We start from the raw sequence: 23,723 nt of genomic DNA on the forward strand, positions 1-23,723 counted from the left end.
GCGGTGAAAATCGATGAAGAATCCAATGATGACGCCTGAAAGACGCAAATTTCTCAAAGATGCCGCTCGCACGACCGGTGGTTTAGCCGGACTTGGCTTGCTGTTAGGTTTACAGCAACGGCAAAGCTTAGCGCGCGAAGGCGTGGCGCTGCGTCCGCCGTTCGCTCTTGAGAATGCGCAACAATTTGCCGCCGCGTGCGTGCGTTGCGGGCAATGTGTACAAGCTTGCCCTTACGATATGTTGCATTTGGCGTCGTTGCTGTCGCCTTTGGAAGCGGGAACGCCATATTTTGTGGCGCGCGATAAACCGTGCGAAATGTGCGAAGATATTCCTTGCGCCAAGGCTTGTCCGAGCGGCGCATTGAATGCCCAAGCGGAAAACATTAACGACGCGCGAATGGGCTTGGCGGTGTTGTTGGATCACGAAACCTGCTTAAACTGGCAAGGCTTGCGTTGCGACGTGTGTTATCGCGTTTGTCCGTTAATCGACAAAGCCATCACCTTGGAAATGCACCGTAATGAGCGTACCGGCAAGCACGCGGTATTTATTCCGACCGTACATTCCGATGCCTGCACCGGCTGCGGAAAATGCGAGGAGGCTTGCGTGCTGGAAGAAGCGGCGATCAAGGTGTTACCGATGACCTTAGCCAAAGGAATGATCGGTCAGCATTATCGTTTAGGCTGGGAAGAAAAAGCCAAAGCGGGACATTCGCTTGCACCGGACGACATCATCACCTTGCCTGTGCGCAAACCGGAGGAACCTTAATGGCAAATTCACCGAAAGCGGCGGGAAAAGAAGCGCGCGAAAAATTAGGTTTTTGGCACGCCAACCGTTTCTTGTTTTGGCGACGCCTCGTTCAATTCGGCATTTTGGCAATGTTTTTGAGCGGGCCATGGTGGGGCGTTTGGATCTTAAAAGGCAATTACAGTGCCAGTTTGTTGTTGGATACGATCCCGATGAGCGATCCGCTGGTGACGGCGGAAAGTTTGGCAAGCGGCTATTTGCCGGATGCCACGGTGTTACTCGGCGCATTGATTGTCATCGCGTTTTACGCACTGCTCGGCAGCAAGATTTTTTGCGGTTGGGTTTGTCCGCTAAATATTGTCACGGACAGCGCGGCGTGGTTGCGGCGTAAATTAGGTATTCGCCAAAGTGCGAAAATTCCGCGCGGTTTACGTTACGGTATTTTGCTGATGATCCTTGCGGGCAGCGCCTTGAGCGGAATGTTATTATGGGAATGGATCAATCCTGTGGCGGCGTTGGGGCGCGGCTTAATCTACGGATTCGGCGCAACGGGTTGGTTGATTTTAGCGATTTTCTTATTCGATTTATTTATCGTCGAGCACGGCTGGTGCGGACATCTCTGCCCGATCGGCGCCGGTTACGGCATTATCGGCGCGAAAAGTCTGATTCGCATCAAAGTGATTGATCGTAGTCGCTGCGATAATTGTATGGATTGCTATAATCTGTGTCCGGAACCGCAAGTGCTGCGCTCGCCGTTGCACGGAAAAAATAATGAAAGCCTTTTGGTGCTTTCCAAAGATTGTATTAGCTGCGGGCGCTGCATTGACGCCTGCCCTGAAAATGTATTCACCTTTACCACTAGATTTAATCATTCGGGGGAATAAAATGATTAAAAAAACCGTATTAATTTTAACCGCACTTTTGGCGGCAACAGCGGGCGCCGAACAACAAATCGACAGCCAGTTGCAAAATTCGGCGGAAAACGTCGCGCCGGCATTTCATAACGAAGTGAAAGAACGCGCCTTGCCTGCGCTGAATTATGTGAATCAACCGCCGATGGTGCCGCATAGCGTAAAAAATTATCAAGTGACGAAAAATACCAATCAATGTTTGAATTGTCACAGCGTGGAAGCATCGCGCGTTACCGGCGCAACGCGTATCAGCCCGACGCATTTTATGGATCGCGAGGGGAATTTTGTCGGCGGCACCGCTTCACCGCGTCGTTATTTCTGTTTACAATGTCACGTTTCTCAATCGGACGTTGATCCTATCGTGCCGAATGAATTTAAACCAATGAAAGGCTACGGCGAATAATCGGAGGATATTATGTTAAAACTGGTTAAAAAATTCTGGCATTGGTTTAGCACGCCGAGCCGTATTGCCGTCGGCGTGTTGATTACGTTGTCGTTTATCGCCGGTATCGTGTTTTGGGGCGGCTTTAATACGGCGTTGGAACACACCAATACGGAAGAATTTTGCTCCGATTGCCATATGAATGACGTCGTGCCGGAATATCGCCATTCCGTGCATTATATGAATCGCAGCGGTGTGAAAGCGATTTGTGCCGATTGCCATTTACCGCACGAATTTATTCCGAAATGGACGCGCAAAATTAAAGCGGCGGGCGAAGTGTATTCGCATATAATGGGACACGTCGATACCAAAGAAAAATTCGAAGCGGCGCGCTTGGAAATGGCGGAACGCGAATGGGCGCGAATGAAAGCCAACGATTCGCAAGAATGTCGGAATTGCCATAATTTCAATGATATGGATTTCAGCCAACAAAAAACCGTGGCGGAAAGAATGCATACTTTGGCGATCAAAGAAGGCAAAACCTGTATCGATTGTCACAAAGGTATCGCGCACCAACTTCCTGATATGAAGAATGTAAAATCCGGCTTTACCGAGAATTAAACGCCCGTTGATTTTAATAGTATCAATAAATGCAAAAGCCCTGTATAATAATGGGGCTTTGATTTTCTTGTCGGCGTGCGGCTATCAAAAGTAATTTTGCCGAATAAAATCACCTAAAGAAAGCGCAAAAGTGCGGTGGATTTTAAGATTATTTTTGCTAGTCGCAATGAGAAAACCGAGCAATCAAATAACATCGGTGGGATATTCCCGCCTTATTTTTTCAATAACGGAATTTTCCGTGATAGGTAAAGGAAAAACATTGTGAATCCAGTTGTAAAACAGTTTAAATACGGTCAGTATACCGTAACTTTAGAAACCGGCGCCATCGCGCGTCAAGCGACCGCTGCGGTAATGGCAAGTATGGACGATACCACGGTATTCGTCACTGTAGTTGCGAAAAAAGACGTGAAAGAAGGTCAAGATTTCTTCCCGTTAACCGTTAATTATCAAGAACGTACTTATGCGGCTGGTCGTATTCCGGGCGGATTCTTTAAACGTGAAGGACGCCCGTCCGAAGGCGAAACCTTAATCGCGCGTTTAATCGACCGTCCGATTCGCCCGCTTTTCCCGGAAGGATTTTTTAACGAAATTCAAGTGGTGGCGACAGTAGTTTCCGTCAATCCGCAAATCAGCCCTGACTTGGTGGCGATGATCGGTGCGTCCGCGGCACTTTCATTATCCGGCGTGCCGTTTAACGGCCCGATCGGTGCGGCTCGCGTCGGCTTTATCAACGATCAATTCGTGTTGAACCCGACAATGAACGAACAAAAACAAAGCCGTTTGGATTTAGTGGTCGCCGGTACGGATAAAGCGGTATTAATGGTGGAGTCCGAAGCGGATATTTTAACCGAAGAACAAATGTTGGCTGCGGTCGTGTTCGGTCATCAACAACAACAAGTGGTGGTGGAAGCGATCAAAGAATTCGCTCAAGAAGCGGGCAAACCGCGTTGGGATTGGGTCGCACCGGAACCGAATACCGCGTTAATCAATAAAGTGAAAGCTTTAGCTGAAACTCGTATCGGCGATGCATACCGTATCACTGAGAAACAAGCGCGTTACGAACAAATTGACGCGATCAAAACGGACGTTATCGCGCAATTAACCGCGGAAGACGAAGAACTTAGCGAAGGCAAAATTATCGATATTATCACCGCACTTGAAAGTCAAATCGTGCGCAGCCGTATTTTAAACGGCGAACCGCGTATTGACGGTCGTACTGTGGATACCGTTCGCGCCTTGGATATTTGCACCGGCGTTTTACCACGTACTCACGGTTCGGCGATTTTCACCCGCGGTGAAACCCAAGCCTTGGCAGTGGCAACATTAGGTACCGAGCGCGATGCGCAAATTATTGACGAATTGACCGGCGAACGTTCCGATCACTTCTTATTCCATTACAACTTCCCTCCGTATTCCGTCGGTGAAACCGGAATGATCGGCTCGCCGAAACGCCGCGAAATCGGTCACGGTCGTTTGGCAAAACGCGGTGTTGCTGCAGTAATGCCGACGTTAGCGGAATTCCCGTATGTGGTGCGTGTTGTATCCGAAATCACCGAATCCAACGGTTCTTCTTCAATGGCGTCCGTGTGCGGCGCGTCCCTTGCATTAATGGATGCGGGCGTACCGATTAAATCCGCCGTAGCGGGTATCGCGATGGGCTTGGTGAAAGAAGAAGATAAATTCGTCGTGCTTTCCGATATTCTCGGTGACGAAGATCACTTAGGCGATATGGACTTTAAAGTGGCGGGAACGCGCGAAGGTGTGACCGCACTTCAAATGGACATTAAAATCGAAGGTATCACCGCGGAAATTATGCAAATCGCCTTGAATCAAGCGAAAGGCGCAAGATTGCACATTTTAGGCGTAATGGAACAAGCGATTCCGGCGCCGCGTGCGGAAATTTCCGATTTCGCACCGCGTATTCACACAATGAAAATCGATCCGAAGAAAATCAAAGACGTCATCGGTAAAGGCGGCGCGGTAATTCGTGCATTGACCGAAGAAACCGGTACATCGATCGACATCGACGACGACGGTACGGTGAAAATCGCAGCGGTGGATAACAACGCCGTGAAAGAAGTAATGGCGCGTATCGAAGACATTACCGCCGAAGTGGAAGCGGGCTTGACTTACAAAGGTAAAGTCACCCGTTTAGCGGATTTCGGTGCGTTCGTCGCAATCGTAGGTAATAAAGAAGGCTTGGTGCATATTTCGCAAATCGCGGAAGAACGCGTTGAAAAAGTCAGCGATTATTTAGCGGTCGGTCAAGAAGTAACGGTAAAAGTCGTTGAAATCGATCGTCAAGGTCGTATTCGTTTAACGATGAAAGATCTTGCGCCGAAACGTGAAGAAACCGTTGTTGAAGACGAGATCGAACAAGCGTAATCGGACTTAACTCTCGGTACGCCGTGCGGAAAGATTCGCGCGGCGTCCGACGGTTCTATTTGATTCAATAGAAATAACAAGCAATATCGGTGCTTTAAGGCTTATCTGAGATGATCAAACGCTCACGGTTGTTAACATTCGCGTGGTGTTTACCTAATTTATTCGTTATTTTGTTTCTTGCCGGTTGTGTAAATTCAAATTCGACTTTCGTGTCGCGGAATAAAGTTGTCTTAGCGGAACAAAACCCGAATGTTCACTTTGAACAAGAAGTGATGATTGTGCGGATAAGTCAGGTTTTGCTTGTCGGACGAATGAGTAACGAAGAACGCGCAAGCCTGCATTTTGAACGCGGCGTGCTATATGACAGCCTCGGCTTATGGGCGTTGGCGCGTTATGACTTTACTCAATCGTTGGCGCTGCAGCCGAAAATGGCGGCGGTGTATAATTATTTAGGATTGTATTTATTACTCGATGAGGATTATGACGGCGCATTGGAGGCTTTCAATGCGGTGTTGGATTTGGATCCGACGTATGAATATACTTTCTTAAATCGAGGGCTGAATTTTTATTACGTCGGACGGAATAATTTAGCCGAAGAAGATTTCATTAAATTTTATCGGGCGGATAAAACAGATCCTTATCGCGTATTGTGGTTATATTTGAACGAATTGAAATATAAACCGAATGACGCTCGACAAAATTTAGCGAATCGCGCGGGCGGGTTGTCCAAGGATTACTGGGGAACCTATATCGTGCAATATTATTTAGGTGAATTGACGCTGGCGGATTTATTCCGCAAAGCACAGCAATTCGCTGATCCGGCATCGCCGCAGTATGCCGAAATTTTAACCGAAACTTATTTTTATCTGGCAAAACAAAAACTCAATGCGGGTCAAACGGAAGAAGCGGAAACGCTCTTTAAATTGGCCGTGGCGAATCAGGTGTATAACTTTGTTGAGTATCGTTTTGCAGTGCTTGAGTTAGCGAAATTAAAACGCGCTCAAGCGGAATAAAAACGGCGCGAATTTCTCGCCGTAAACTTGGTATTGTGAAACGTATCGACTTTTCAACAATGTTAAACACAAAGTAGCCGATTGAGTGTATCAATTCCGCCGTGCGCGGACTTCTTTACTCTTTCTATGACACCTATGCTTTGTCAAACCGAAAGCGCGTTGCGCTTTCCTTTTATTTGAGTATTTTTAATGACTGAAACTACAATGACTTTTAATGATTTGGGCTTGCCCGAATTTATTCTTAACGCCGTGTCCGATTTAGGATTCAGCATGCCTTCTCCGATTCAACAAACCTGTATTCCGCATTTATTGGCGGGACAAGACGTGCTTGGTATGGCACAAACCGGCAGCGGCAAAACCGCCGCGTTCTCTTTGCCGTTATTGGCACAAATCGACACGGAACAAAAACATCCGCAAATGTTGGTGATGGCGCCGACACGCGAATTGGCGATTCAAGTTGCCGATGCCTGTGAACAATTCGTGAAATATGCTAAAGGTATTCGCATTGTGACCCTTTACGGCGGACAACGTTACGACATTCAATTACGCGCGTTAAAACAAGGCGCGCAAGTGGTGGTCGGTACGCCGGGACGTATTCTTGATCATATTCGTCGCAATACCTTGGATCTGTCCGAATTGCGCTTTATCGTGTTGGACGAAGCGGACGAAATGTTACGAATGGGCTTTATCGATGACGTGGAAACCGTGATGGCGGAACTTCCCGAACAACATCAGACCGCACTTTTCTCCGCCACGATGCCGGAGCCGATTCGACGTATCACCAAACGTTTTATGAATGATCCGCAAGAGATCAAAATTCAATCCACCCAGCGTACCGCGCCGGATATTACCCAAAGTTGTTGGTATGTGCACGGATTCCGCAAAAACGAAGCCCTTCTTCGCTTTTTGGAAGTGGAAGATTTTGACGCCGCGATCATTTTCACCCGCACCAAAACCGGCACTTTAGACGTGACCGAATTATTGGAAAAACACGGTTTCCGTGCAGCTGCTTTAAACGGCGATATGACTCAGCAACTACGCGAACAAACCTTGGATCGTTTACGCAACGGCAGTTTGGATATTCTAGTGGCGACGGACGTTGCCGCGCGCGGATTGGATGTGGAACGCATTAGCTTAGTGGTCAACTACGATATTCCGTTGGATGCGGAAAGTTATGTTCACCGTATCGGTCGAACCGGACGTGCCGGACGTGCCGGGCGCGCATTGTTATTCGTCGAACCGAGAGAAAATCGCTTGCTGAAAAATATCGAACGATTAACCAAAAAACCGATCGACGAAGTCGAAGTGCCGAATCATAGCGCATTACAAGAATGTCGTCGGAAAAAATTCGTGGCGCAGATTACCAAACAATTAGAACACCACGATTTGGATCAATATCGCAGTTTATTGGAAGATTTGTTTACCGCAGATCAAGATCAAGAAGATATTGCCGCCGCAATGTTAATGTTGTTGCAAGGCAAACAAAAATTGATTTTACCGCCGGATCCGCCAATAGAAAAACGCGGACGTCGCGAGCGCGGCGAACGTCGTGATCGTCGCGAAAATCCGCGTTCGGCGGAACGTCGCGGATACGGTAATCCGCAACCGATGGATTTATATCGGATCGAAGTCGGTCGCGGCGACGGCGTGGAAGTGCGTCATATCGTCGGCGCGATTGCCAACGAAGGGGATATTAACAGCCGCTACATCGGACATATTAAATTATATGATGACTATTCCACCATCGAATTGCCGCAAGGTATGCCGAAAGAATTGTTGCAAATGTTCGATAAAACTCGCGTGATGAATAAACAAATGCGAATGTCCTTTATCGGCGAAGTGAAAGGCGGCGATTCGCGTGACGAACGCGAAGGCGGCAGACGACGCAGCGGCGAGGAAAAACGTGGTTTTTCACGTGGCGGCAGAGGTGATGACTTTGCTCGCGGCGAGCGCAGATTTAAAGAAAAAAATTACCGCACTTTTGACGATAAACCGCGCAGAGAACGCCGTGATCGCAGAAAATAGGTGATTTTATCAAGATTAAGAAAGGTGCTTCGGCGCCTTTCTTTTTGACTGAAATAAATTTTGCTTGTGGACGGAAATTATTGAATAATAAGCATAAATCCAACCTCGTTGAGGAGAACACCGTGCTTTTTAAAAAATTATTCGGGATCAATAACTTTACGTTATATAAAAGCTTTTCGACCTTGTATGATCAATACGCCACATTGGGGTTTGAAAAACAGCTCGTTTTTGCCGAAAAAGTGGAGAATAAAGATTGGAATATCGATTTGAATGCCGGCACTATTACCTTTAATAACGAGCTGAGTTATCCCGTGCAGTTATTGGGCTCCTTTTCCTTTGCGGAGAAGATGTGGGTGTGGAGCTGGGCGAATCAGGCGACGAAAATTCCAAGAAAATTATTGGAGACCGCAAAAGAATTTCGCGCTTACGGCAAGAAACGCAAAATCGGTGAATTAACCAGAGGCAGTTTGAAATTGGCGATGACGGATATACACAGTTTCGGCTTGGTGGCGCTGGGAATGTTCGGCGGGGACGGCTATTATGTAGGTAATTTCGGCGAAGGCGCCTTGTTAGTAACGATTCGCGAGCCGAAATCGCCCGCTGCGCTCTCCGAGGAAGAAGAACATTTGCGTATTCTGTCCGTTTATCCGCAATTTATCGCAATGTTCGAGATCAAAGCGCAACAAAAAGTGTTAAAAAATTATTTGAGTGCGAAAAAATACAAATTCACGGAAGAAACGGACACGCATTTGATTGCGCGTAAAAATGGCAGAGAAATCATCGGTATTTTCGACGAAAAAGGCGTGCTGTTGCAGCTAAAAGGTTAAAATTTTATTTGACGGCGACTTTGGAGCGTCTTGAGTATGCGGCGGAAAAATCGGTGATTTTTCACCGCACTTTATTATAGACTTTGTTCGATTTTTTCTTTGTAATGGCGGCGGCAAACGGAAACATAGCGGTTATTTCCGCCGATTTGAATTTGTTCGCCGTCTTTTACCACGTTACCTTCCTCGTTTAAGCGCAGAACGAAATTCGCTTTTCTGCCGCAATAACAAATGGTTTTTAATTCTTCCAGTTGATCCGCCCACGCCAATAAATAACGACTGCCTTCGAATAATTCCGCTTGAAAATCCGTGCGTAATCCGTAGCACAGCACCGGAATATTTAATTTATCCACCACATTGCTTAATTGATAAACCTGTGTTTTGGTGAGGAATTGCGCTTCGTCCACCAAAATACAATGTAATTTTTCCTGTTCTAAATGTTGTGCGATTTCGGCAAATAAATCCGTTTCTTTACCGAATAATTTCGCTTGGCGACTAATGCCGATACGTGAAGTCACTTTACCCACACCGAAACGATCATCGATCGCCGCAGTATAAACCAAGGTGTTCATTTTGCGTTCGCGATAGTTATAGTCGGATTGCAGCAAAGTCGTGGATTTGCCGGCGTTCATCGTCGAGTAATAAAAATACAATTTAGCCATTATTTACTCTTTAATATCCATTTGCAGATCATTAAGATGAAATTGCGCTAAGTTCGGTCATCGGCCAACGCGGTTTGACTTCGATTTCCAACGGCGAATGTTCGCCTTGTTTTAAACGTAAAAAGCCGGTGTAAGCAATCATAGCGCCGTTATCGGTGCAAAATTGCGGTTGCGGATAAAATACTTCGCCTTTAAGTTGGGTCATCAATTCGGCAAGTGTTCGACGTAATTGCTGATTGGCGCTGACCCCGCCCGCAATAACAAGGCGTTTAAGCCCGCTTTCTTGCAAGGCGCGGCGACATTTTATCGCCAAGGTATCCACAACCGCTTGTTGGAAGGCGTGAGCGATGTCCGCTTTGGTTTGTTCGCTTAATTCGCCTTCTTGTTCGATCGCCTGATGAATGGTATTGGCGGCAAAGGTTTTTAAGCCGGAAAAGCTGAAATCCAAGCCCGGTCTATCGGTCATCGGACGCGGAAAAGTAAAGCGGTTCGGTTGTCCTTGCTGTGCCAAACGCGAAAGCGCCGCGCCGCCGGGATAATCCAAACCGAGCAATTTGGCGGTTTTGTCGAAAGCTTCGCCCGCGGCATCATCAATGCTTTCGCCCAATACGCGGTATTGCCCGACGCCGTCCACGCGCACTAATTGCGTGTGTCCGCCGGAAACCAACAGCGCAATAAACGGAAAGTGCGGTGCGTTTTCTTCCAACATTGGTGCTAATAAATGCCCTTCCATATGATGAATACCGACTGCCGGCACATTCCACGCATAAGCCAAGGCGCGGGCGATCGTAGATCCGACCAACAAAGCACCGACCAAACCCGGCCCGCAGGTGTAAGCGATACCGTCAATATCGGCGGCGGTTAAACCGGCTTCCCGCAAGGCAGCTTGAATCAACGGCGCGGTTTTTCGAATGTGATCGCGCGATGCCAATTCCGGCACAACGCCGCCGTAGTCCGCGTGTAGCGCAATTTGAGTGTAAAGTTGATTGGCGATCAAACCGCGATCTTCATCATAAATCGCCACGCCGGTTTCGTCACAAGATGTTTCAATGCCTAAAATTCGCATTTTTTCTCTCTGGTAGAAATTAAAATTGTTGCCGATTTTACCCTGTTTGGCTACGTTTCTCCAGCCGGAAGAAGGATTTTGCGAGAAAAGATCAATCTTTCCTTTACTTTTGTTATGGATTTGGATTAAAATTGCGAGCCTTATTAGTCTGAATAAGCCGTTTATCAAAACGGTCACTAAATTTTGCAAAATATTAATCCATATTGAGGTGATGGCTTATGCCTGTAATTAAAGTACGTGAAAACGAATCCTTCGACGTTGCATTACGTCGTTTTAAACGCTCTTGTGAAAAAGCGGGTATCTTAGCAGAAGTTCGCAGCCGCGAATTCTACGAAAAACCAACGACAATTCGCAAACGTGAAAACGCAACTCGTGCAAAACGTCACGCAAAACGCGTAGCTCGTGAGAACGCACGCAATACACGTTTATACTAATTAAAATTTTTTAATTAAAAACTCGAGTTAAGCAGACCGTGAAACCGTATTGGAATCACGGTTTTGTTTTCTATAAATGGGTCTTATAATCTTACATATTTTCTCTGTTAATCATTAATAATAGGAGGGAATGGAATGGCCGGGATGATTCCGCGTTCGTTTATTGATGATATTTTGGCGCGAACCGATATTGTCGAATTGATTAATGCGAGAGTAAAACTGAAAAAAGCCGGACGGGATTATCAGGCTTGTTGCCCTTTTCACCACGAAAAAACGCCGTCTTTCACGGTGAGTCAAAAAAAACAATTTTATCATTGCTTCGGTTGCCACGCCCACGGTAACGCCATTTCATTTTTAATGGAATACGATAAATTGGAATTTGTCGAAGCGATCGAAGAATTGGCCGTGTTGCACGGGCTTGAAGTTCCGCGCGAAAAATCACCGCACTTTGACGGCAAACCGCAGACCGATTATCGTACCAAACGTAATTTATACGAATTAATGCACGATATCGCGCAATTCTATCGACAACAGTTGCCGTTGAATATTCCCGCGCAAAGTTATTTGCAGCAGCGCGGTTTATCGCCGGAAGTGATCGAACGCTTTCAAATCGGTTTTTCGCCGAATCAGTTCGGCGGATTGTTGGCACATTTCGGCAAAACTCAAGAAGATCTGAAAAAGCTGTTTGATCTCGGAATGTTGTCGCGTAACGATAACCGTGACGCTTATGATCGTTTTCGCAATCGCATTATGTTTCCGATTCGCGATCGGCGAGGTAGAACAATCGCTTTCGGCGGGCGGGTGATTAGCGATGAAAAACCGAAATATTTAAACTCGCCGGAAAGCGTGACCTACCACAAAGGGAACGAATTATACGGCTTGTTCGAAGCCTTGCAGGCGAATGAAAGTCCGGAAATGCTGTTGGTGGTGGAAGGATATATGGACGTAGTGGCGCTGGCGCAATTCGGCGTGGATTACGCTGTGGCGGCGCTCGGTACGGCGACGACACCGGAGCAAATTCAACTGGCGTTTCGTTCGACGGAACAAGTGGTGTGCTGTTATGATGCGGATCGTGCCGGACGCGCCGCTGCGTGGCGAGCGTTGGAAAATGCATTGCCTTATTTGGAGGACGGGCGCCAGCTGAAATTTATCTTTTTGCCCGACGGCGAAGATCCCGACAGTTTTATTCGTCGTTACGGAAAAGCCGGTTTTGAGGATTACCTTAATAACGCTCAATCTTTGAGCGATTTCCTCTTTTCCAATTTAAGCGCGCAGGTGGATTTTTCGTCCAAAGAAGGAAAAACCAAGTTGGCAGCATTGGTAGCACCGCTGATCAAGCAAATTCCCGGGGAAATCTTGCGCTTGTCTTTACGACAAATGTTAGCGCAAAAATTAGGCATTTTTGATCAATCGCAATTAGAAAATTTGATCCCGACCCAAACGGAGAATACGGGAAAAACCTATAAAGCGCCGACGGTGAAACGCACGCCGATGCGCATATTGATTGCATTATTGCTGCAAAATCCCGAATTGGTCGCCAATGTGCCGGATTTATCGGCGTTGCGCGTTTTAAACGAGCCGGGTTTGGATTTGTTCGAAAAATTGACCGCACTTTGTCGCGAACGAGTCGGCATTACCACCGGACAAATTTTGGAATATTGGCGAGATACGGAAACTGCTCGCCCCCTTGAAATTTTGGCAACTTGGGATCATTTAATCGATGATGAAAAAATCGAAACGACTTTCCGTGAAACCTTAAAATATTTTTATCTTCAATTAGTGGATAAAAATATCGATAGATTGATTGCCAAAGAACGCACGGAAGGGCTGACGCTGAGTGAAAAGCAGGACTTGGCGCAGTTATTACTGAAAAAGCAACAAAATAAATAGTGAATAGATCGTAACAATGATAAAATCAGTCGTATTTTATCTTCCATAATTATTAATCGAGGCGAATATCTAATATGGAGCAAAACCCACAATCTCAGTTGAAATTGTTAATTGCACAGGGCAAGGAGCAAGGCTATTTAACGTATGCCGAAGTCAATGATCATCTGCCGGAAGAACTTGTCGATGCGGATCAGATCGAAGACATTATTCAGATGATTAATGATATGGGTATTCAGGTTCTGGAAACGGCGCCCGATGCCGATGATTTAATGCTGAACGAAAACATCGCCGATGAAGATGCCGTTGAAGAAGCGACGCAAGTATTATCCAGCGTGGAAGCAGAGCTAGGACGTACGACGGATCCGGTGCGGATGTATATGCGTGAAATGGGGAGCGTAGAGTTATTGACCCGTGAAGGCGAGATCGACATCGCAAAACGTATCGAAGAAGGCATTAACGAAGTACAAAGTGCGGTGGCGGCATATCCGGAATCCATTACTTATTTGCTTGAGCAATATGCACTGGTCGAAGAAGGCGGTATGCGTTTGGCGGATTTGATTACCGGCTTTGTCGATCCGAATGCCGTGGAGGAAGCGGATATTCCGGAAATTGACGCCTCTTTGTCGGATGAGGATGAAGAAAGCACCGAAGTCAGCGATGCCGAATTGGATGAAGAAGACGAAGAAGAAAGCGAAGAAGAAAGCGGCGGCGATGACAGCGATTCCGATAATACTATCGATCCCGAAGTCGCGCGCGAAAAATTCGCCGAATTGAAATTACAGCATCAAAAAACCTTGGACGCGATCTTAAAACACGGTCGTAGCAAAAAACAAGCGAAAGACCAAATCCAACTGTTAGCGGATATTTTCACCCAATTCCGTTTGGTACCGAAACAATTCGATACTTTGGTTATCTCAATGCGTGAAATGATGAAACGCGTGCGTCAACAAGAACGCCATATCCAAAAAATGGTAGTGGATAACGCCAAAATGCCGAAAGCGGCGTTCCAAAAAGATTTTATCGGTCACGAAACTACGGATGTTTGGTTGGTTAAAGCCTTAACTTCCGGCAAAGCGTGGGCGGATAAATTGACCCAATACGAAGCACCGATTCGTCAATCTATCGAAAATTTAATTCAAATCGAGCAAGATACCGGTTTATCTGTGCAACAAATTCGTGATATTTGCGAACGCGTGTCGCAAGGCGAATTGAAAGCGCGTCGCGCGAAGAAAGAAATGGTCGAAGCAAACTTGCGTTTGGTGATCTCCATTGCGAAAAAATATACTAACCGCGGCTTACAATTCTTAGATCTGATTCAAGAAGGTAATATCGGCTTAATGAAAGCGGTGGATAAATTCGAATATCGTCGCGGCTATAAGTTCTCGACTTATGCGACGTGGTGGATTCGCCAAGCTATTACGCGCTCCATCGCCGACCAAGCGCGTACCATTCGTATTCCGGTGCATATGATTGAAACGATTAACAAACTGAATCGTATTTCACGTCAAATGCTGCAAGAAATGGGACGCGAAGCTTCGCCGGAAGAATTGGCGGAAAGAATGGGTATGCCGGAAGACAAAATCCGTAAAGTGCTTAAAATCGCCAAAGAACCGATCTCAATGGAAACACCGATCGGTGATGACGATGATTCGCATTTAGGCGATTTTATCGAAGACAGCACCTTGGAACTTCCGTTAGATTCGGCAACGGCGCAAAGCTTAAAAGCAGCGACGCACGAAGTGCTCGAAGGCTTAACGCCGCGCGAAGCGAAAGTATTGCGGATGCGTTTCGGTATCGATATGAACACGGATCACACCTTGGAAGAAGTGGGCAAACAATTTGATGTAACGCGCGAACGTATTCGTCAAATCGAAGCCAAAGCGCTGCGCAAATTACGCCACCCAAGCCGTTCCGAAACTCTAAGAAGTTTCTTGGACGAATAAGCCGTATTAACCGAATAAATAAGCCTGATAAGAAATCGGGCTTATTTGTTCAAAATTTATTCGGACGGGCTCCTTATCCTAGACTTTAAGCCTGTATTTCACTATAATTCCGCAATCTTACCGCCCCCATAGCTCAGTCGGTCAGAGCAGTCGACTCATAATCGATTGGTCACAGGTTCAAGTCCTGTTGGGGGCACCATATAGCTAAACAAAGCCTTTCGTAACTAAACTGAAGGCTTTGTTTTTATCAGTAAAATCAATGAGTTCTATTCTTTTTCTTAACGTAGCTTAACGCGATATAGCGGCGCTAATCGTATTTTTTTGTAACCAATGATGTAACTACAAACAAAGGCTTGTTATTATTTAGCTTTTGTGGTTACGTAAATTTTTAGATGCCGAAATCAAAAAACTAAGCCACAAGGAAAAAATGTATTCCTTACTGGCAGCAATGGGCTAAGATCAGGTGAATGATTTTTTAGGTGATATCATAAAGCGATGTGTGGAATTATAGTTAAATAGTTAATGTTAGGTGTTATCAGTAAATTAAACATTTTATTGATTTTTTATATCGTACCATATACACTAAATCTATAAATACAACTTTAGTAATTATGTAAAAGGTTTAACTCATATCTAAAACAGTATGAGTTTTGTTGACTATAGGTATAGGAAACGGAGGTGCACTATGACATCAGTAGCATTAAGCCTTACATCAGAAAACCGCCTCTACCGAGTGTTAAAAGAAAATAAAGATAATTATACGATCGATTCAAAAGGTCAGGTGAATCTAAAACCCGAATACGCCAATGAAAAATTTAAGTCGGTATTGATTAAGTTAAAGGATGTAAAAGTTCAAGCTAAATAAATATGGAATCTTTAAGTATCTTAGTGATTGCAATTACAGGTTTTTTGTATGTGAATTTAAGCTTAACTACTCGATATAAATTTAAGCGCTCCGAAGATTGGAGCGCTTATTTATATGTAGCAGGTTGGGGTGTCTGTTTTTTCTTCGTCGCTTGGTGCATTATTTCATTATTGAGTAGTTTGGGGTGGCTTAGAGAGATCTATAATTTGTTATCTATGAAAATAAACGTTGATAGGATTGTAATGACTTCTAATAACTTAGAAGAAAAAAAGAACCTATTAAAGCTCGTAGCTATATGCGTTTTAAGTATAATACTGGCATTTCTTGTTGGTATTGGTAACAGAGTATATTATAAACTCTATGCTGATGGAAAATTAAAATCTTTATCTAAGCTTATTAGTAATAATCCATTTGAATCACTTGTTTTAGAATCCCATATTAGATCCTTTCCTGTGTTGGTAACATTGTCCTCTAATAAAGTTTATGTAGGGATTGTCCCTTCGGCTCCTCTACTTGAAGATGGGCGATATAGAATATATTTCTTTATTACCATTATTGAGTGGGTATAGAGAATCCGGTACTTTAGGTGTTATCTTTACGACAAACTACTATAATCACTACAATGAGTTCTTATTTGATAGTGCAGAATCGTTAAGTTTAGATGACTTTAATATAACCTTTCCTATTTCTGAAATATTAAGTATTTCTTTATTTGATATGGAAACTTACAACAAGTTTCAAAGTAAAATCAGCTCATATTCTATTAAACGTTATTTTAGTAAAACTAAAAAATAACTAGAACGATACTCGAAAATAAAAATTACGCCTTAATAAATATTGATCGTTGGATAAATGGAAACATTGTTTTTTGATATCAAAGACGTTTATCGGCACAAAACATTATAAAACGTATATAGATAAGAAAAAGTGCGGTCAAAAAAAGCACCCTAATCGGCATATTGCCTTTCGGGTGCTTTTTTCAAATCAAGGATTATTTTTGCGGAACGGTTAAATTCGGTTCGGCCGGTTTTTCAACATCGGCAAAGCGTTTGCCTTGGTTGGCTTGAATTAAACTTTCCGTTTGGTTCGCCAAATGAGTTAAATTCATTTTTTCATAAGCTTCTTTCATTAACGGCAAGGCGTCTAATGTGGCTTGCGTATCCGAATATTGTTGCAACATTCCGACTACACGGTTCGCCACGGCAACGTGCGCGTCGCGTTTCGCGTAGAATTTTGCGATAGATAATTCGTGGCGCGCCAAACTTGCTTTGATGTATGCCATACGCGCAAGAGCGTCTTGTGCATACGCGCTGTTAGGGAAATGTTGCACCAAGGTTTGGAAGTTGGCAAACGCCGCTTTGATTGAGGTGCTTTCGCGGGTGGCGCGATCCACACCGAAGAAATCTTGGAAGAAGTTTTCACCTAAGGCAAAGTTGGTCAAACCGGTCATATAAAGCACATAATCCAAGTTTTGACTGTTCGGAAATTGCTGAATGAAACGATCCGCCGTGACTAAGGTTTTAGTGTAATCTTGCGATTTATAATAGGCGTAAATCAAATTCAACTGTGTTTGTTCGCTGTAGCTCGTGCCCGGAAAACGGTTTTTAACGGCTTCCAAATAACGAATCGCTTGAGAATAATCCCCGTCTTGCAAATAAGTTTGGCTTTTACCGTAGAGTTCCTGTTCGGTACCGTCCTCGACTTCTTTACCTGAACTTGAACAGCCGGCGACCGCCAATGCGGTGAATGCGATGAGCGTCAATGATTTAAATTTACGCATTGATGAATCCTTTTTTACGAGCAATGATAAATGAGTTACAATAATCCGATATTGTATAGAACATTGCTAAATAAGCAAACTATTAACGGATTTTTTTATTTATGGCACAAATCACTTTGTCGGCTGAAGTTCAGCCGGAACAAATGGGACAACGTTTAGACCAAACTTTAGCGGAAATGTTCCCTGATTATTCGCGTTCTCGATTAAAAACGTGGATTGAAGAAGGCTTGGTCTTAGTCAACGGCGAAAAAATTACCGTACCGCGCACGAAAGTGTACGGCGGCGAATCGGTGGAAATTAGCGTTGAAGTGGAGGATGAAAACCGTTTTGCGCCGGAAAATATTCCGTTAAATATTGTTTATGAAGACGAACATATTTTGGTGATCAATAAGCCGAAAGATTTTGTCGTGCATCCGGGCGCGGGTAATCCGAGCGGCACGGTGTTAAATGCCTTGCTTTATCATTATCCGCAGATCGCCGAAGTGCCGCGTGCCGGCATCGTTCATCGTTTGGATAAAGATACCACGGGTTTAATGGTGGTGGCGAAAACCATACCGGCACAAACCAAATTGGTGCGCGATTTGCAGAAGCGAAAAATTACCCGTGAATACGAAGCCGTCGCTTACGGCATTATGACCCAAGGCGGTACGGTGGATCAGCCGATGGCGCGTCACCCGACCAAGCGCACGCATATGGCGGTACATCCTTTGGGCAAACCGGCGGTGACTCATTATCGAATTATGGAACGTTTTCGTAATTACACCCGTTTGCGTTTACGTCTTGAAACGGGACGAACTCACCAAATTCGCGTGCATATGGCGCATATCGCGCATCCGTTGCTGGGCGATCAAACTTACGGCGGTCGTCCGCGTCCGCCGAAAAATGCCGGCGAAGCCTTTACTACGGTGCTGCGCGAATTTAAACGCCAAGCGTTGCATGCCGTAATGTTACGTTTGGAACATCCGATTACCGGCGAATTAATGGAATGGTACGCGCCGTTGCCGGAGGATTTCGTCCGATTAATCGAAGCGTTAAAAGCGGATTATCTTGAACATAAAGACGAATTGGATTATTAAAATGGATTCAATCAAACCGAATTGGAACGTCGCCGCGCAGGTGCACGCTTTCACCACCACGCGCCGCGGCGGTGTGAGTGTCGCTCCTTACGACAGTTTTAATTTAGGCGATCACGTCGGCGATGAAAAAAGTGCGGTGAAAATTAACCGTACTTTATTGGTCGAACGTTTCGGCTTGCCGCAATTTCCGCTATTTTTAACCCAAACCCACAGCACGAAAGTAATTCGTTTGCCTTATGCGGGCGACAATGTGGAAGCCGACGCAGTTTATACCAATCAGCCGAATCAAGTGTGTTTAGTGATGACCGCCGATTGTCTGCCCGTGCTTTTGAGTAATGCTCAAGGCAATGAAGTCGCGGCGGCACACGCCGGTTGGCGCGGTTTGTGCGACGGCATTTTGGAACAAACGGTGCAGTGTTTTCACTCGCCGCGTGAGGAAATTGTCGCGTGGTTAGGACCGGCGATCGGGCCGACTTGCTTTCAAGTAGGGCGCGAAGTGGTCGATCAATTTATGGCGCAAGATCCGCAAGCGGAAACGGCATTTGTGGCGGATCCGGATTGTGCGGGAAAATATTTGGGTAATTTATATCAACTTGCCACGCAACGCTTGAATCGTCTCGGCATTCGTCATATTTACGGCGGTGAACATTGTACTTATTCGGAAAAGGAACGTTTTTTTTCTTTCCGGCGGGAAAGCAAAACCGGCAGAATGGCATCGTTAATTTGGTTTGAAGAATAGCGGGTTATTTTTTCTTTAATTTATTCCACACTTTATCTTCTTGCCCGCGCCATAAACGTTGAATATTATCGTGATGTCGATAAACCAACAAACAACAAACCAAGGCGACCGGAAAGGTAAATTCCGGTTTGAACCACCACACATAAAACGGCACGGCTAAGGCGGTAATCACCGCGCTTAACGAAGAATAACCGCTAATCAGAAAAACCAACAGCCAAGTGCCGATCATCGAACCCGCAACACCCCACGCAATCGGCGCAATCGCACCGAAGGCGGTGGCGACGCCTTTGCCGCCTTTGAATTGAAAGAAAATCGGGAAAATATGTCCCAAGCAAGCGCCGAGCGCTACCATTCCCAATTCGAACTGGGTTAAACCTAAATAATAGCCCGCCCAAACCGGCAACATTCCTTTTAAAATATCGAACAATAATACCGCCAATGCCGCCCAACGCCCGCCGATACGCAATACATTGGTTGCGCCCGGATTGTGCGAACCGTTTTCGCGCGGATCCGGCAAGCCGAGCAATCGACACAATAAAATGGCGCTCGAAATCGAACCCAATAAATAGGCGAATAGCAGATAAAAAAGGGCGAAAAGGCTCATTTGCGGACACCTGAATGTATAAAAAGAAAAAATCGTTCGTCTATTGTACATAAAGTTGATAGCATACGCCTAATAGTATTTTACTGATCAGAGGTATAAAGTGACGGATCGCATTTTTATTGAAGAATTGGTCGTATTCGCGCAAATCGGCGTTTACGATTGGGAACAACAGATCAAACAAAAATTGGTTTTCGATATCGAAATGGCGTGGGACGCTCGTAGAGCGGCGAAAACGGACGATGTTGCATATTGCTTGAATTATGCCGAAGTCAGCGAATTTATTCTTGACTATGTGCAATCCAAACCTTTTCTATTAATCGAACGCGTGGCTTACGAAGTCGCCGAGCAATTACGCGCGCGTTTCGGTATTCCTTGGTTGCGTTTGAAATTGAGTAAACCGAAAGCCGTTGCGCAGGCGCGTAATGTCGGCATTATCATCGAACAAGGCGAATGTTGATGCAAAAGTTAGGTTACGGCTATTTTTGTTTGATTATCGCCACGCTGTTTTGGGGCGGAAATTATATGTTCGGCAAAATGCTCAGTCGAGAAATCGCGCCGATAATTCTCAATTATGCGCGTTGGTTTCCCGCTGCGTTGATTTTATTGCTGCTGTTCGGCAAACGGTTGCCGCAATTTTCTGCGTTGATCGGCAAAAATCTGCCGATTTTAACCGCACTTGCCTTGCTCGGCGTGGTGATTTTCCCTGTGTTTTTATATCAAGGTTTGCAAACTACCACGGCACTGAACGCCAGTATTTATTTGGCGGTAGTGCCGATTGTGGTGCTGTTTTTAAATCGTTTGGTGTTCGGCGATCCGATTCGTCCGCAGGTGCTTATCGGCGCATTGATCAGTTTTATCGGCGTATTGTGGCTGTTAAGTCACGGTGAACCGAGCCGCTTGCTGGCGTTTAATGTGAATACGGGAGATTTATGGGCGATCGGCTCGGCGATCAGTTGGGCGATTTATTGTTGTATCATTCGTTTCCGTCCCGCCGCATTGCCGAATGCCGTAATGCTGACTTCGCAAGTGGTCATCGCAATGCTGCTGTTTACGCCGGTGTTTGCGTGGCAATATCTGCAAATTGACGGCGCGGTGTTTTCTGCCTTTACCGCGAATCAGTGGTGGATTATTCTGTATTTGATCATCGGGCCGTCGATTTTGTCCTACGGATTTTGGAACTACGGAATGTCCATTGTCGGCGGAACCAAAGGCGCCGCCTTTACTAACGCCACGCCGTTGTTCGCCGCCGTGTTGGGTATTTTAATTCTGCAAGAACCGCTTTATGTTTATCACATTATCAGCGCGTTATTGATTATTTTCGGCTTGGTGCTGTGTAATCGCAAGTAATTCCTCAAGTCGGCGGATTTCCACGGTCGGCAAAATTCGACATTCGCGAAATGCGTTGAGATCTTTGCCGGATTCATTCAGCCAAACGGCTTGGCACCCCGCTTGAATTGCGCCTTGCACATCGGTGATCAAACTGTCGCCGATATGCAAAACGGCGTGCGGATCACAACGGAAATGTTCGGCGGTCAAATGAAATAATTCGCGATGCGGTTTAGCGCGTCCTTGTTCGCCGCCGCGCAGGACGAAATCGAATTGGTTCAAGCCTAAGCGCAGCGGATCGACATTGCCGTTGGTAATCACGGCTAATTTGTAACGTGATTTCAACCGGTTGAGTAAGTCAACACTGAATTGCGGCAAAGTGATTTTATGTCGCCAATGCAAAAAATGCCGAATGGTTTGCGTACAAATTCCTTCGATTTCCACCGCACTTTTGCGGTGTGTTTGCAATAATGCCCGAATGGTCATTATTCGCCATTGAGTGACGTCCTCGCATTGTTGCGGATGCTCGCGCTCGATGCGTTGTTTCCACGCAAACCAATATGCCACGTCGATTTGTGCAATGCCGCTTAAATCGCGAAGCCGCTCGATACATTGCTGTTCGGCGAGGCGAATCACCTCCGTGTTATCATACAACGTGTCGTCCAAATCGAAACTGATCACCTGAAAAGGCTGTAAAGTGCGGTAGAATTTCATTCGATTCCCTATTTTTTGCGTTTGGCGCGCGGGTGCGCGGAATTATACACTTGGGCTAAATGTTGAAAATCCAAGTGAGTATAAATTTGCGTGGTGGAAAGATTGCTGTGTCCCAGCAATTCTTGCACGGCGCGTAGATCCGAGCTGTTTTCCAACATATGCGTGGCGAAAGAGTGACGCAATTTATGCGGATTCAAATGGGCGTTCAAACCTTGGCGCACGCCCCAAGTTTCCAAGCGTTTTTGAATGGCGCGGTGAGTCAGGCGATTGCCGAGTTGACTGACGAATAAGGCGTCGTCTTTCGGGTTAAATAATGACCGCACTTTTAGCCATTGCTGAATGGCGTGCGAGGCGTAACGCCCGAAAGGGAGAATACGCTCTTTGTTTCCTTTCCCGATTACGCGCACTTCGCGCGCACGCGTGTTAATGCTGTTCAAATTTAAGCCTTGCAGCTCCGACAAACGCAAGCCGGAGCTGTACATTAATTCCATAATAGCGCGATCCCGAATATCGATCGGTTCTTTGCTGTCGTTGGCGAGCAGTTGTTGTACCTGTTCTGTATCGATATTTTTCGGCAAATGTTTGCCTTGTTTCGGCGCGGAAACGCCGACGGCGGGATTCACTTGCAGCTCGCCTTGTTGCACCAAATAGGTCAAAAAACGACGCAAGGCGGAAAGACGCAGGGCGAGGCTTTTGGCGTGCAAACCGTCATTTTTACTTTGCGCCAACACAAAACGCACCACGCTCGGCGTGACCTGTCGCCATTCGGTAATGTCATTTTTTTGCAGAATTTCGATGATCTTGTCTAATTGACGGCGATAATTGTTTAGCGTGTGCGGGCTGACTTGGCGCTCGATGCGCAGATAATTTTCGTATTTTTGTAGCCAACTTTGCATTACAAGTTCTCCGTATAATTGGCGAGCCAGCGCGTTAAATGCAGTTCGACGATATTGACCAAATGTTGCAAAAACATTGTGTCCTGACCGTTGTGAAAATGCCGTCCGTCGCGCGCGGAAAAGAGCAAAAGTGCGGTGGATTTTCCGCCGGTTTTTGCGCCGAGCAAACAACAAGCGACGGAGCCGATAGGATATTCTTCCGGCAGAAATAATAAGGCTTTTTCTCTGCCCGTGAGTTGACCCAAATAAAATCGACGCAAGCCGAAGCGTTCTAAGCGGATTAATTCGAAAGCTTTGCGATCAAGCCAATAAGAGGGCGCAAGGCTCGGATGTTTTTGCCACGCATCGTTGAATAATAAAATTTTCGCTTGTTGCAATTCCCAGCGTTTCGCCCATTGATTAAGCGCTTCGATACCTTGCGCCAAATTCGTGCAAGTCGAAAGTTGTTGTTGAAGCGGCATTAAGGCAAGAAAAATCGCCTGATCTTGTTGCGCCAAACGGGCAAAAATGCTGAGTTCCGCTTCCAGTTCTTTAATTCGATTGCGTTGGCGTTCGAGCTGCATTTCCACCAAAGATAACGTGCCTTTGTGCGGATGAACGAGGGTAAGGCGATCTAATAATTCCAAATGCGCGGCGAAAAAATTCGGGTGTCGGGTTAGATAATCCGCAATCTGCCGTTCCGTTAGTTCGTCCGTAGAGAGGTTTTCCGCCATTGCATAATCCTTGTTTCAATCAGTGCGCGTCCTGTTAATGAAAGAAGTTGTTCCGCGCGCAAGCGGAACAACGAATCGCTTAAACAAAAGTGCGGTGAATTTTGACGAC

At 45.8% G+C, this 23,723-nt stretch carries 24 protein-coding genes and 1 tRNA gene; 18 read left to right on the top strand and 7 right to left on the bottom strand.

The genetic code is table 11. The annotated features are described in order from the left end of the window. The first annotated feature begins 13 nt into the window (after nucleotides 1-13). From napG to CVP04_RS02775, 8 genes are all read left to right on the top strand, one after another. Nucleotides 14-766 carry a ferredoxin-type protein NapG gene (gene napG, locus CVP04_RS02740; RefSeq protein ID WP_100295997.1) on the top strand — a complete coding sequence of 251 codons (753 nt, stop codon included), beginning with the start codon at nucleotides 14-16 and terminating at the stop codon, nucleotides 764-766. Next, the gene (gene napH / locus CVP04_RS02745; protein ID WP_100295998.1) at nucleotides 766-1,629 is read left to right on the top strand and encodes a quinol dehydrogenase ferredoxin subunit NapH; all 864 of its coding nucleotides are present in this window, start codon (nucleotides 766-768) and stop codon (nucleotides 1,627-1,629) included. Before napG ends, napH begins: the two co-directional genes overlap by 1 nt. Nucleotide 1,630: 1 nt before the next feature. Further along, nucleotides 1,631-2,059, top strand: a complete 429-nt coding sequence (locus tag CVP04_RS02750) for a nitrate reductase cytochrome c-type subunit (protein ID WP_100295999.1) — start codon at nucleotides 1,631-1,633, stop codon at nucleotides 2,057-2,059. Between the two features lie 12 nt (nucleotides 2,060-2,071). Further along, nucleotides 2,072-2,659 carry a NapC/NirT family cytochrome c gene (locus CVP04_RS02755; RefSeq protein WP_100296000.1) on the top strand — a complete coding sequence of 196 codons (588 nt, stop codon included), beginning with the start codon at nucleotides 2,072-2,074 and terminating at the stop codon, nucleotides 2,657-2,659. A gap of 261 nt (nucleotides 2,660-2,920) precedes the next feature. Continuing rightward, nucleotides 2,921-5,044 (top strand): polyribonucleotide nucleotidyltransferase, encoded by a 2,124-nt coding sequence (gene pnp / locus CVP04_RS02760; RefSeq protein ID WP_100296001.1) that lies wholly within the window; start codon nucleotides 2,921-2,923, stop codon nucleotides 5,042-5,044. 110 nt (nucleotides 5,045-5,154) lie between these two features. Then, on the top strand, nucleotides 5,155-6,057 hold the full coding sequence (gene nlpI / locus CVP04_RS02765) for a lipoprotein NlpI (protein ID WP_100296002.1): 903 nt from the start codon (nucleotides 5,155-5,157) through the stop codon (nucleotides 6,055-6,057). 189 nt (nucleotides 6,058-6,246) lie between these two features. Further along, complete coding sequence (locus CVP04_RS02770; RefSeq protein WP_100296003.1) at nucleotides 6,247-8,082, top strand: DEAD/DEAH box helicase; 1,836 nt, start codon at nucleotides 6,247-6,249, stop codon at nucleotides 8,080-8,082. Between the two features lie 122 nt (nucleotides 8,083-8,204). Beyond that, nucleotides 8,205-8,909 (top strand): DUF6882 domain-containing protein, encoded by a 705-nt coding sequence (locus tag CVP04_RS02775; RefSeq protein ID WP_100296004.1) that lies wholly within the window; start codon nucleotides 8,205-8,207, stop codon nucleotides 8,907-8,909. Nucleotides 8,910-8,983: 74 nt separating this feature from the next. Here CVP04_RS02775 and CVP04_RS02780 read toward each other — a convergent pair whose 3' ends face one another. Together CVP04_RS02780 and tsaD are read right to left on the bottom strand one after the other, a co-directional pair. After that, a complete protein-coding gene (locus tag CVP04_RS02780) occupies nucleotides 8,984-9,568 on the bottom strand; it encodes a thymidine kinase (RefSeq protein ID WP_100296005.1) in 585 nt (194 codons plus the stop codon). A gap of 31 nt (nucleotides 9,569-9,599) precedes the next feature. Beyond that, the gene (tsaD, locus tag CVP04_RS02785) at nucleotides 9,600-10,634 is read right to left on the bottom strand and encodes a tRNA (adenosine(37)-N6)-threonylcarbamoyltransferase complex transferase subunit TsaD (RefSeq protein ID WP_100296006.1); all 1,035 of its coding nucleotides are present in this window, start codon (nucleotides 10,632-10,634) and stop codon (nucleotides 9,600-9,602) included. 218 nt (nucleotides 10,635-10,852) lie between these two features. Here tsaD and rpsU point away from each other — a divergent pair, with 218 nt between their 5' ends. The 6 genes from rpsU to CVP04_RS02815 all read left to right on the top strand — a co-directional run bounded on the left by rpsU (nucleotide 10,853) and on the right by CVP04_RS02815 (nucleotide 16,335). Beyond that, nucleotides 10,853-11,068, top strand: a complete 216-nt coding sequence (rpsU, locus tag CVP04_RS02790) for a 30S ribosomal protein S21 (RefSeq protein WP_005717672.1) — start codon at nucleotides 10,853-10,855, stop codon at nucleotides 11,066-11,068. Between the two features lie 135 nt (nucleotides 11,069-11,203). After that, entirely contained in the window at nucleotides 11,204-12,958 is a 1,755-nt protein-coding gene (gene dnaG, locus CVP04_RS02795) for a DNA primase (RefSeq protein WP_100296007.1), read from the top strand. 74 nt (nucleotides 12,959-13,032) lie between these two features. Then, nucleotides 13,033-14,901: an RNA polymerase sigma factor RpoD gene (rpoD, locus tag CVP04_RS02800; protein WP_100296008.1), complete on the top strand. Its 1,869-nt coding sequence runs from the start codon at nucleotides 13,033-13,035 to the stop codon at nucleotides 14,899-14,901. Between the two features lie 122 nt (nucleotides 14,902-15,023). Then, nucleotides 15,024-15,100 (top strand) — tRNA-Ile (locus CVP04_RS02805). Nucleotides 15,101-15,586: 486 nt separating this feature from the next. Continuing rightward, nucleotides 15,587-15,766: a hypothetical protein gene (locus tag CVP04_RS02810; RefSeq protein ID WP_100296009.1), complete on the top strand. Its 180-nt coding sequence runs from the start codon at nucleotides 15,587-15,589 to the stop codon at nucleotides 15,764-15,766. A 2-nt stretch (nucleotides 15,767-15,768) separates the two neighbouring features. Continuing rightward, nucleotides 15,769-16,335, top strand: coding sequence for a hypothetical protein (locus CVP04_RS02815; RefSeq protein ID WP_100296010.1), 567 nt, complete (start codon nucleotides 15,769-15,771; stop codon nucleotides 16,333-16,335). A 422-nt stretch (nucleotides 16,336-16,757) separates the two neighbouring features. Here CVP04_RS02815 and CVP04_RS02820 read toward each other — a convergent pair whose 3' ends face one another. Then, nucleotides 16,758-17,546, bottom strand: coding sequence for an outer membrane protein assembly factor BamD (locus CVP04_RS02820; RefSeq protein WP_100296011.1), 789 nt, complete (start codon nucleotides 17,544-17,546; stop codon nucleotides 16,758-16,760). A 101-nt stretch (nucleotides 17,547-17,647) separates the two neighbouring features. Here CVP04_RS02820 and rluD point away from each other — a divergent pair, with 101 nt between their 5' ends. Together rluD and pgeF are read left to right on the top strand one after the other, a co-directional pair. Next, nucleotides 17,648-18,622, top strand: coding sequence for a 23S rRNA pseudouridine(1911/1915/1917) synthase RluD (gene rluD / locus CVP04_RS02825; protein WP_100296012.1), 975 nt, complete (start codon nucleotides 17,648-17,650; stop codon nucleotides 18,620-18,622). A 1-nt stretch (nucleotide 18,623) separates the two neighbouring features. Further along, nucleotides 18,624-19,361, top strand: coding sequence for a peptidoglycan editing factor PgeF (gene pgeF, locus CVP04_RS02830; RefSeq protein ID WP_100296013.1), 738 nt, complete (start codon nucleotides 18,624-18,626; stop codon nucleotides 19,359-19,361). A gap of 4 nt (nucleotides 19,362-19,365) precedes the next feature. Here pgeF and plsY read toward each other — a convergent pair whose 3' ends face one another. After that, a complete protein-coding gene (gene plsY, locus CVP04_RS02835) occupies nucleotides 19,366-19,965 on the bottom strand; it encodes a glycerol-3-phosphate 1-O-acyltransferase PlsY (RefSeq protein WP_100296014.1) in 600 nt (199 codons plus the stop codon). 100 nt (nucleotides 19,966-20,065) lie between these two features. On the opposite strand from plsY, the gene folB reads away from it, so the two are divergent. Then, nucleotides 20,066-20,422 carry a dihydroneopterin aldolase gene (folB, locus tag CVP04_RS02840; RefSeq protein WP_100296015.1) on the top strand — a complete coding sequence of 119 codons (357 nt, stop codon included), beginning with the start codon at nucleotides 20,066-20,068 and terminating at the stop codon, nucleotides 20,420-20,422. Next, nucleotides 20,419-21,312, top strand: a complete 894-nt coding sequence (locus tag CVP04_RS02845) for a DMT family transporter (protein ID WP_100296129.1) — start codon at nucleotides 20,419-20,421, stop codon at nucleotides 21,310-21,312. Before folB ends, CVP04_RS02845 begins: the two co-directional genes overlap by 4 nt. Here the strand turns inward: CVP04_RS02845 and CVP04_RS02850 are convergent. Genes CVP04_RS02850 through CVP04_RS02860 form a run of 3 tightly spaced genes read right to left on the bottom strand, consistent with a single transcriptional unit; the run spans nucleotide 21,271 to nucleotide 23,614 of the window. After that, complete coding sequence (locus CVP04_RS02850) at nucleotides 21,271-22,005, bottom strand: HAD-IA family hydrolase (RefSeq protein WP_100296016.1); 735 nt, start codon at nucleotides 22,003-22,005, stop codon at nucleotides 21,271-21,273. The genes CVP04_RS02845 and CVP04_RS02850 overlap by 42 nt on opposite strands. 8 nt (nucleotides 22,006-22,013) lie before the next feature. Next, complete coding sequence (xerC, locus tag CVP04_RS02855) at nucleotides 22,014-22,901, bottom strand: tyrosine recombinase XerC (protein WP_100296017.1); 888 nt, start codon at nucleotides 22,899-22,901, stop codon at nucleotides 22,014-22,016. Beyond that, complete coding sequence (locus CVP04_RS02860) at nucleotides 22,901-23,614, bottom strand: DUF484 family protein (RefSeq protein WP_100296018.1); 714 nt, start codon at nucleotides 23,612-23,614, stop codon at nucleotides 22,901-22,903. Before CVP04_RS02860 ends, xerC begins: the two co-directional genes overlap by 1 nt. Nucleotides 23,615-23,723 lie beyond the last annotated feature (109 nt).

It is taken from the genome of Caviibacterium pharyngocola (assembly GCF_002795405.1).
Taxonomy (GTDB): Bacteria; Pseudomonadota; Gammaproteobacteria; order Enterobacterales; family Pasteurellaceae; genus Caviibacterium; species Caviibacterium pharyngocola.

What these genes read in the sequence shown, in the direction of transcription:
- xerC (WP_100296017.1), bottom strand. Translation starts at nt 22,901, where the DNA reads ATGCAAAGTTGGCTACAAAAATACGAAAATTATCTGCGCATCGAGCGC.
- dnaG (WP_100296007.1), top strand. Translation starts at nt 11,204, where the DNA reads ATGGCCGGGATGATTCCGCGTTCGTTTATTGATGATATTTTGGCGCGA.
- CVP04_RS02810 (WP_100296009.1), top strand. Translation starts at nt 15,587, where the DNA reads ATGACATCAGTAGCATTAAGCCTTACATCAGAAAACCGCCTCTACCGA.
- CVP04_RS02770 (WP_100296003.1), top strand. Translation starts at nt 6,247, where the DNA reads ATGACTGAAACTACAATGACTTTTAATGATTTGGGCTTGCCCGAATTT.
- tsaD (WP_100296006.1), bottom strand. Translation starts at nt 10,634, where the DNA reads ATGCGAATTTTAGGCATTGAAACATCTTGTGACGAAACCGGCGTGGCG.
- CVP04_RS02815 (WP_100296010.1), top strand. Translation starts at nt 15,769, where the DNA reads ATGGAATCTTTAAGTATCTTAGTGATTGCAATTACAGGTTTTTTGTAT.
- rpsU (WP_005717672.1), top strand. Translation starts at nt 10,853, where the DNA reads ATGCCTGTAATTAAAGTACGTGAAAACGAATCCTTCGACGTTGCATTA.
- CVP04_RS02755 (WP_100296000.1), top strand. Translation starts at nt 2,072, where the DNA reads ATGTTAAAACTGGTTAAAAAATTCTGGCATTGGTTTAGCACGCCGAGC.
- rpoD (WP_100296008.1), top strand. Translation starts at nt 13,033, where the DNA reads ATGGAGCAAAACCCACAATCTCAGTTGAAATTGTTAATTGCACAGGGC.
- CVP04_RS02820 (WP_100296011.1), bottom strand. Translation starts at nt 17,546, where the DNA reads ATGCGTAAATTTAAATCATTGACGCTCATCGCATTCACCGCATTGGCG.
- nlpI (WP_100296002.1), top strand. Translation starts at nt 5,155, where the DNA reads ATGATCAAACGCTCACGGTTGTTAACATTCGCGTGGTGTTTACCTAAT.
- CVP04_RS02780 (WP_100296005.1), bottom strand. Translation starts at nt 9,568, where the DNA reads ATGGCTAAATTGTATTTTTATTACTCGACGATGAACGCCGGCAAATCC.
- CVP04_RS02850 (WP_100296016.1), bottom strand. Translation starts at nt 22,005, where the DNA reads ATGAAATTCTACCGCACTTTACAGCCTTTTCAGGTGATCAGTTTCGAT.
- pgeF (WP_100296013.1), top strand. Translation starts at nt 18,624, where the DNA reads ATGGATTCAATCAAACCGAATTGGAACGTCGCCGCGCAGGTGCACGCT.
- CVP04_RS02750 (WP_100295999.1), top strand. Translation starts at nt 1,631, where the DNA reads ATGATTAAAAAAACCGTATTAATTTTAACCGCACTTTTGGCGGCAACA.
- CVP04_RS02860 (WP_100296018.1), bottom strand. Translation starts at nt 23,614, where the DNA reads ATGGCGGAAAACCTCTCTACGGACGAACTAACGGAACGGCAGATTGCG.
- napG (WP_100295997.1), top strand. Translation starts at nt 14, where the DNA reads ATGAAGAATCCAATGATGACGCCTGAAAGACGCAAATTTCTCAAAGAT.
- napH (WP_100295998.1), top strand. Translation starts at nt 766, where the DNA reads ATGGCAAATTCACCGAAAGCGGCGGGAAAAGAAGCGCGCGAAAAATTA.
- plsY (WP_100296014.1), bottom strand. Translation starts at nt 19,965, where the DNA reads ATGAGCCTTTTCGCCCTTTTTTATCTGCTATTCGCCTATTTATTGGGT.
- rluD (WP_100296012.1), top strand. Translation starts at nt 17,648, where the DNA reads ATGGCACAAATCACTTTGTCGGCTGAAGTTCAGCCGGAACAAATGGGA.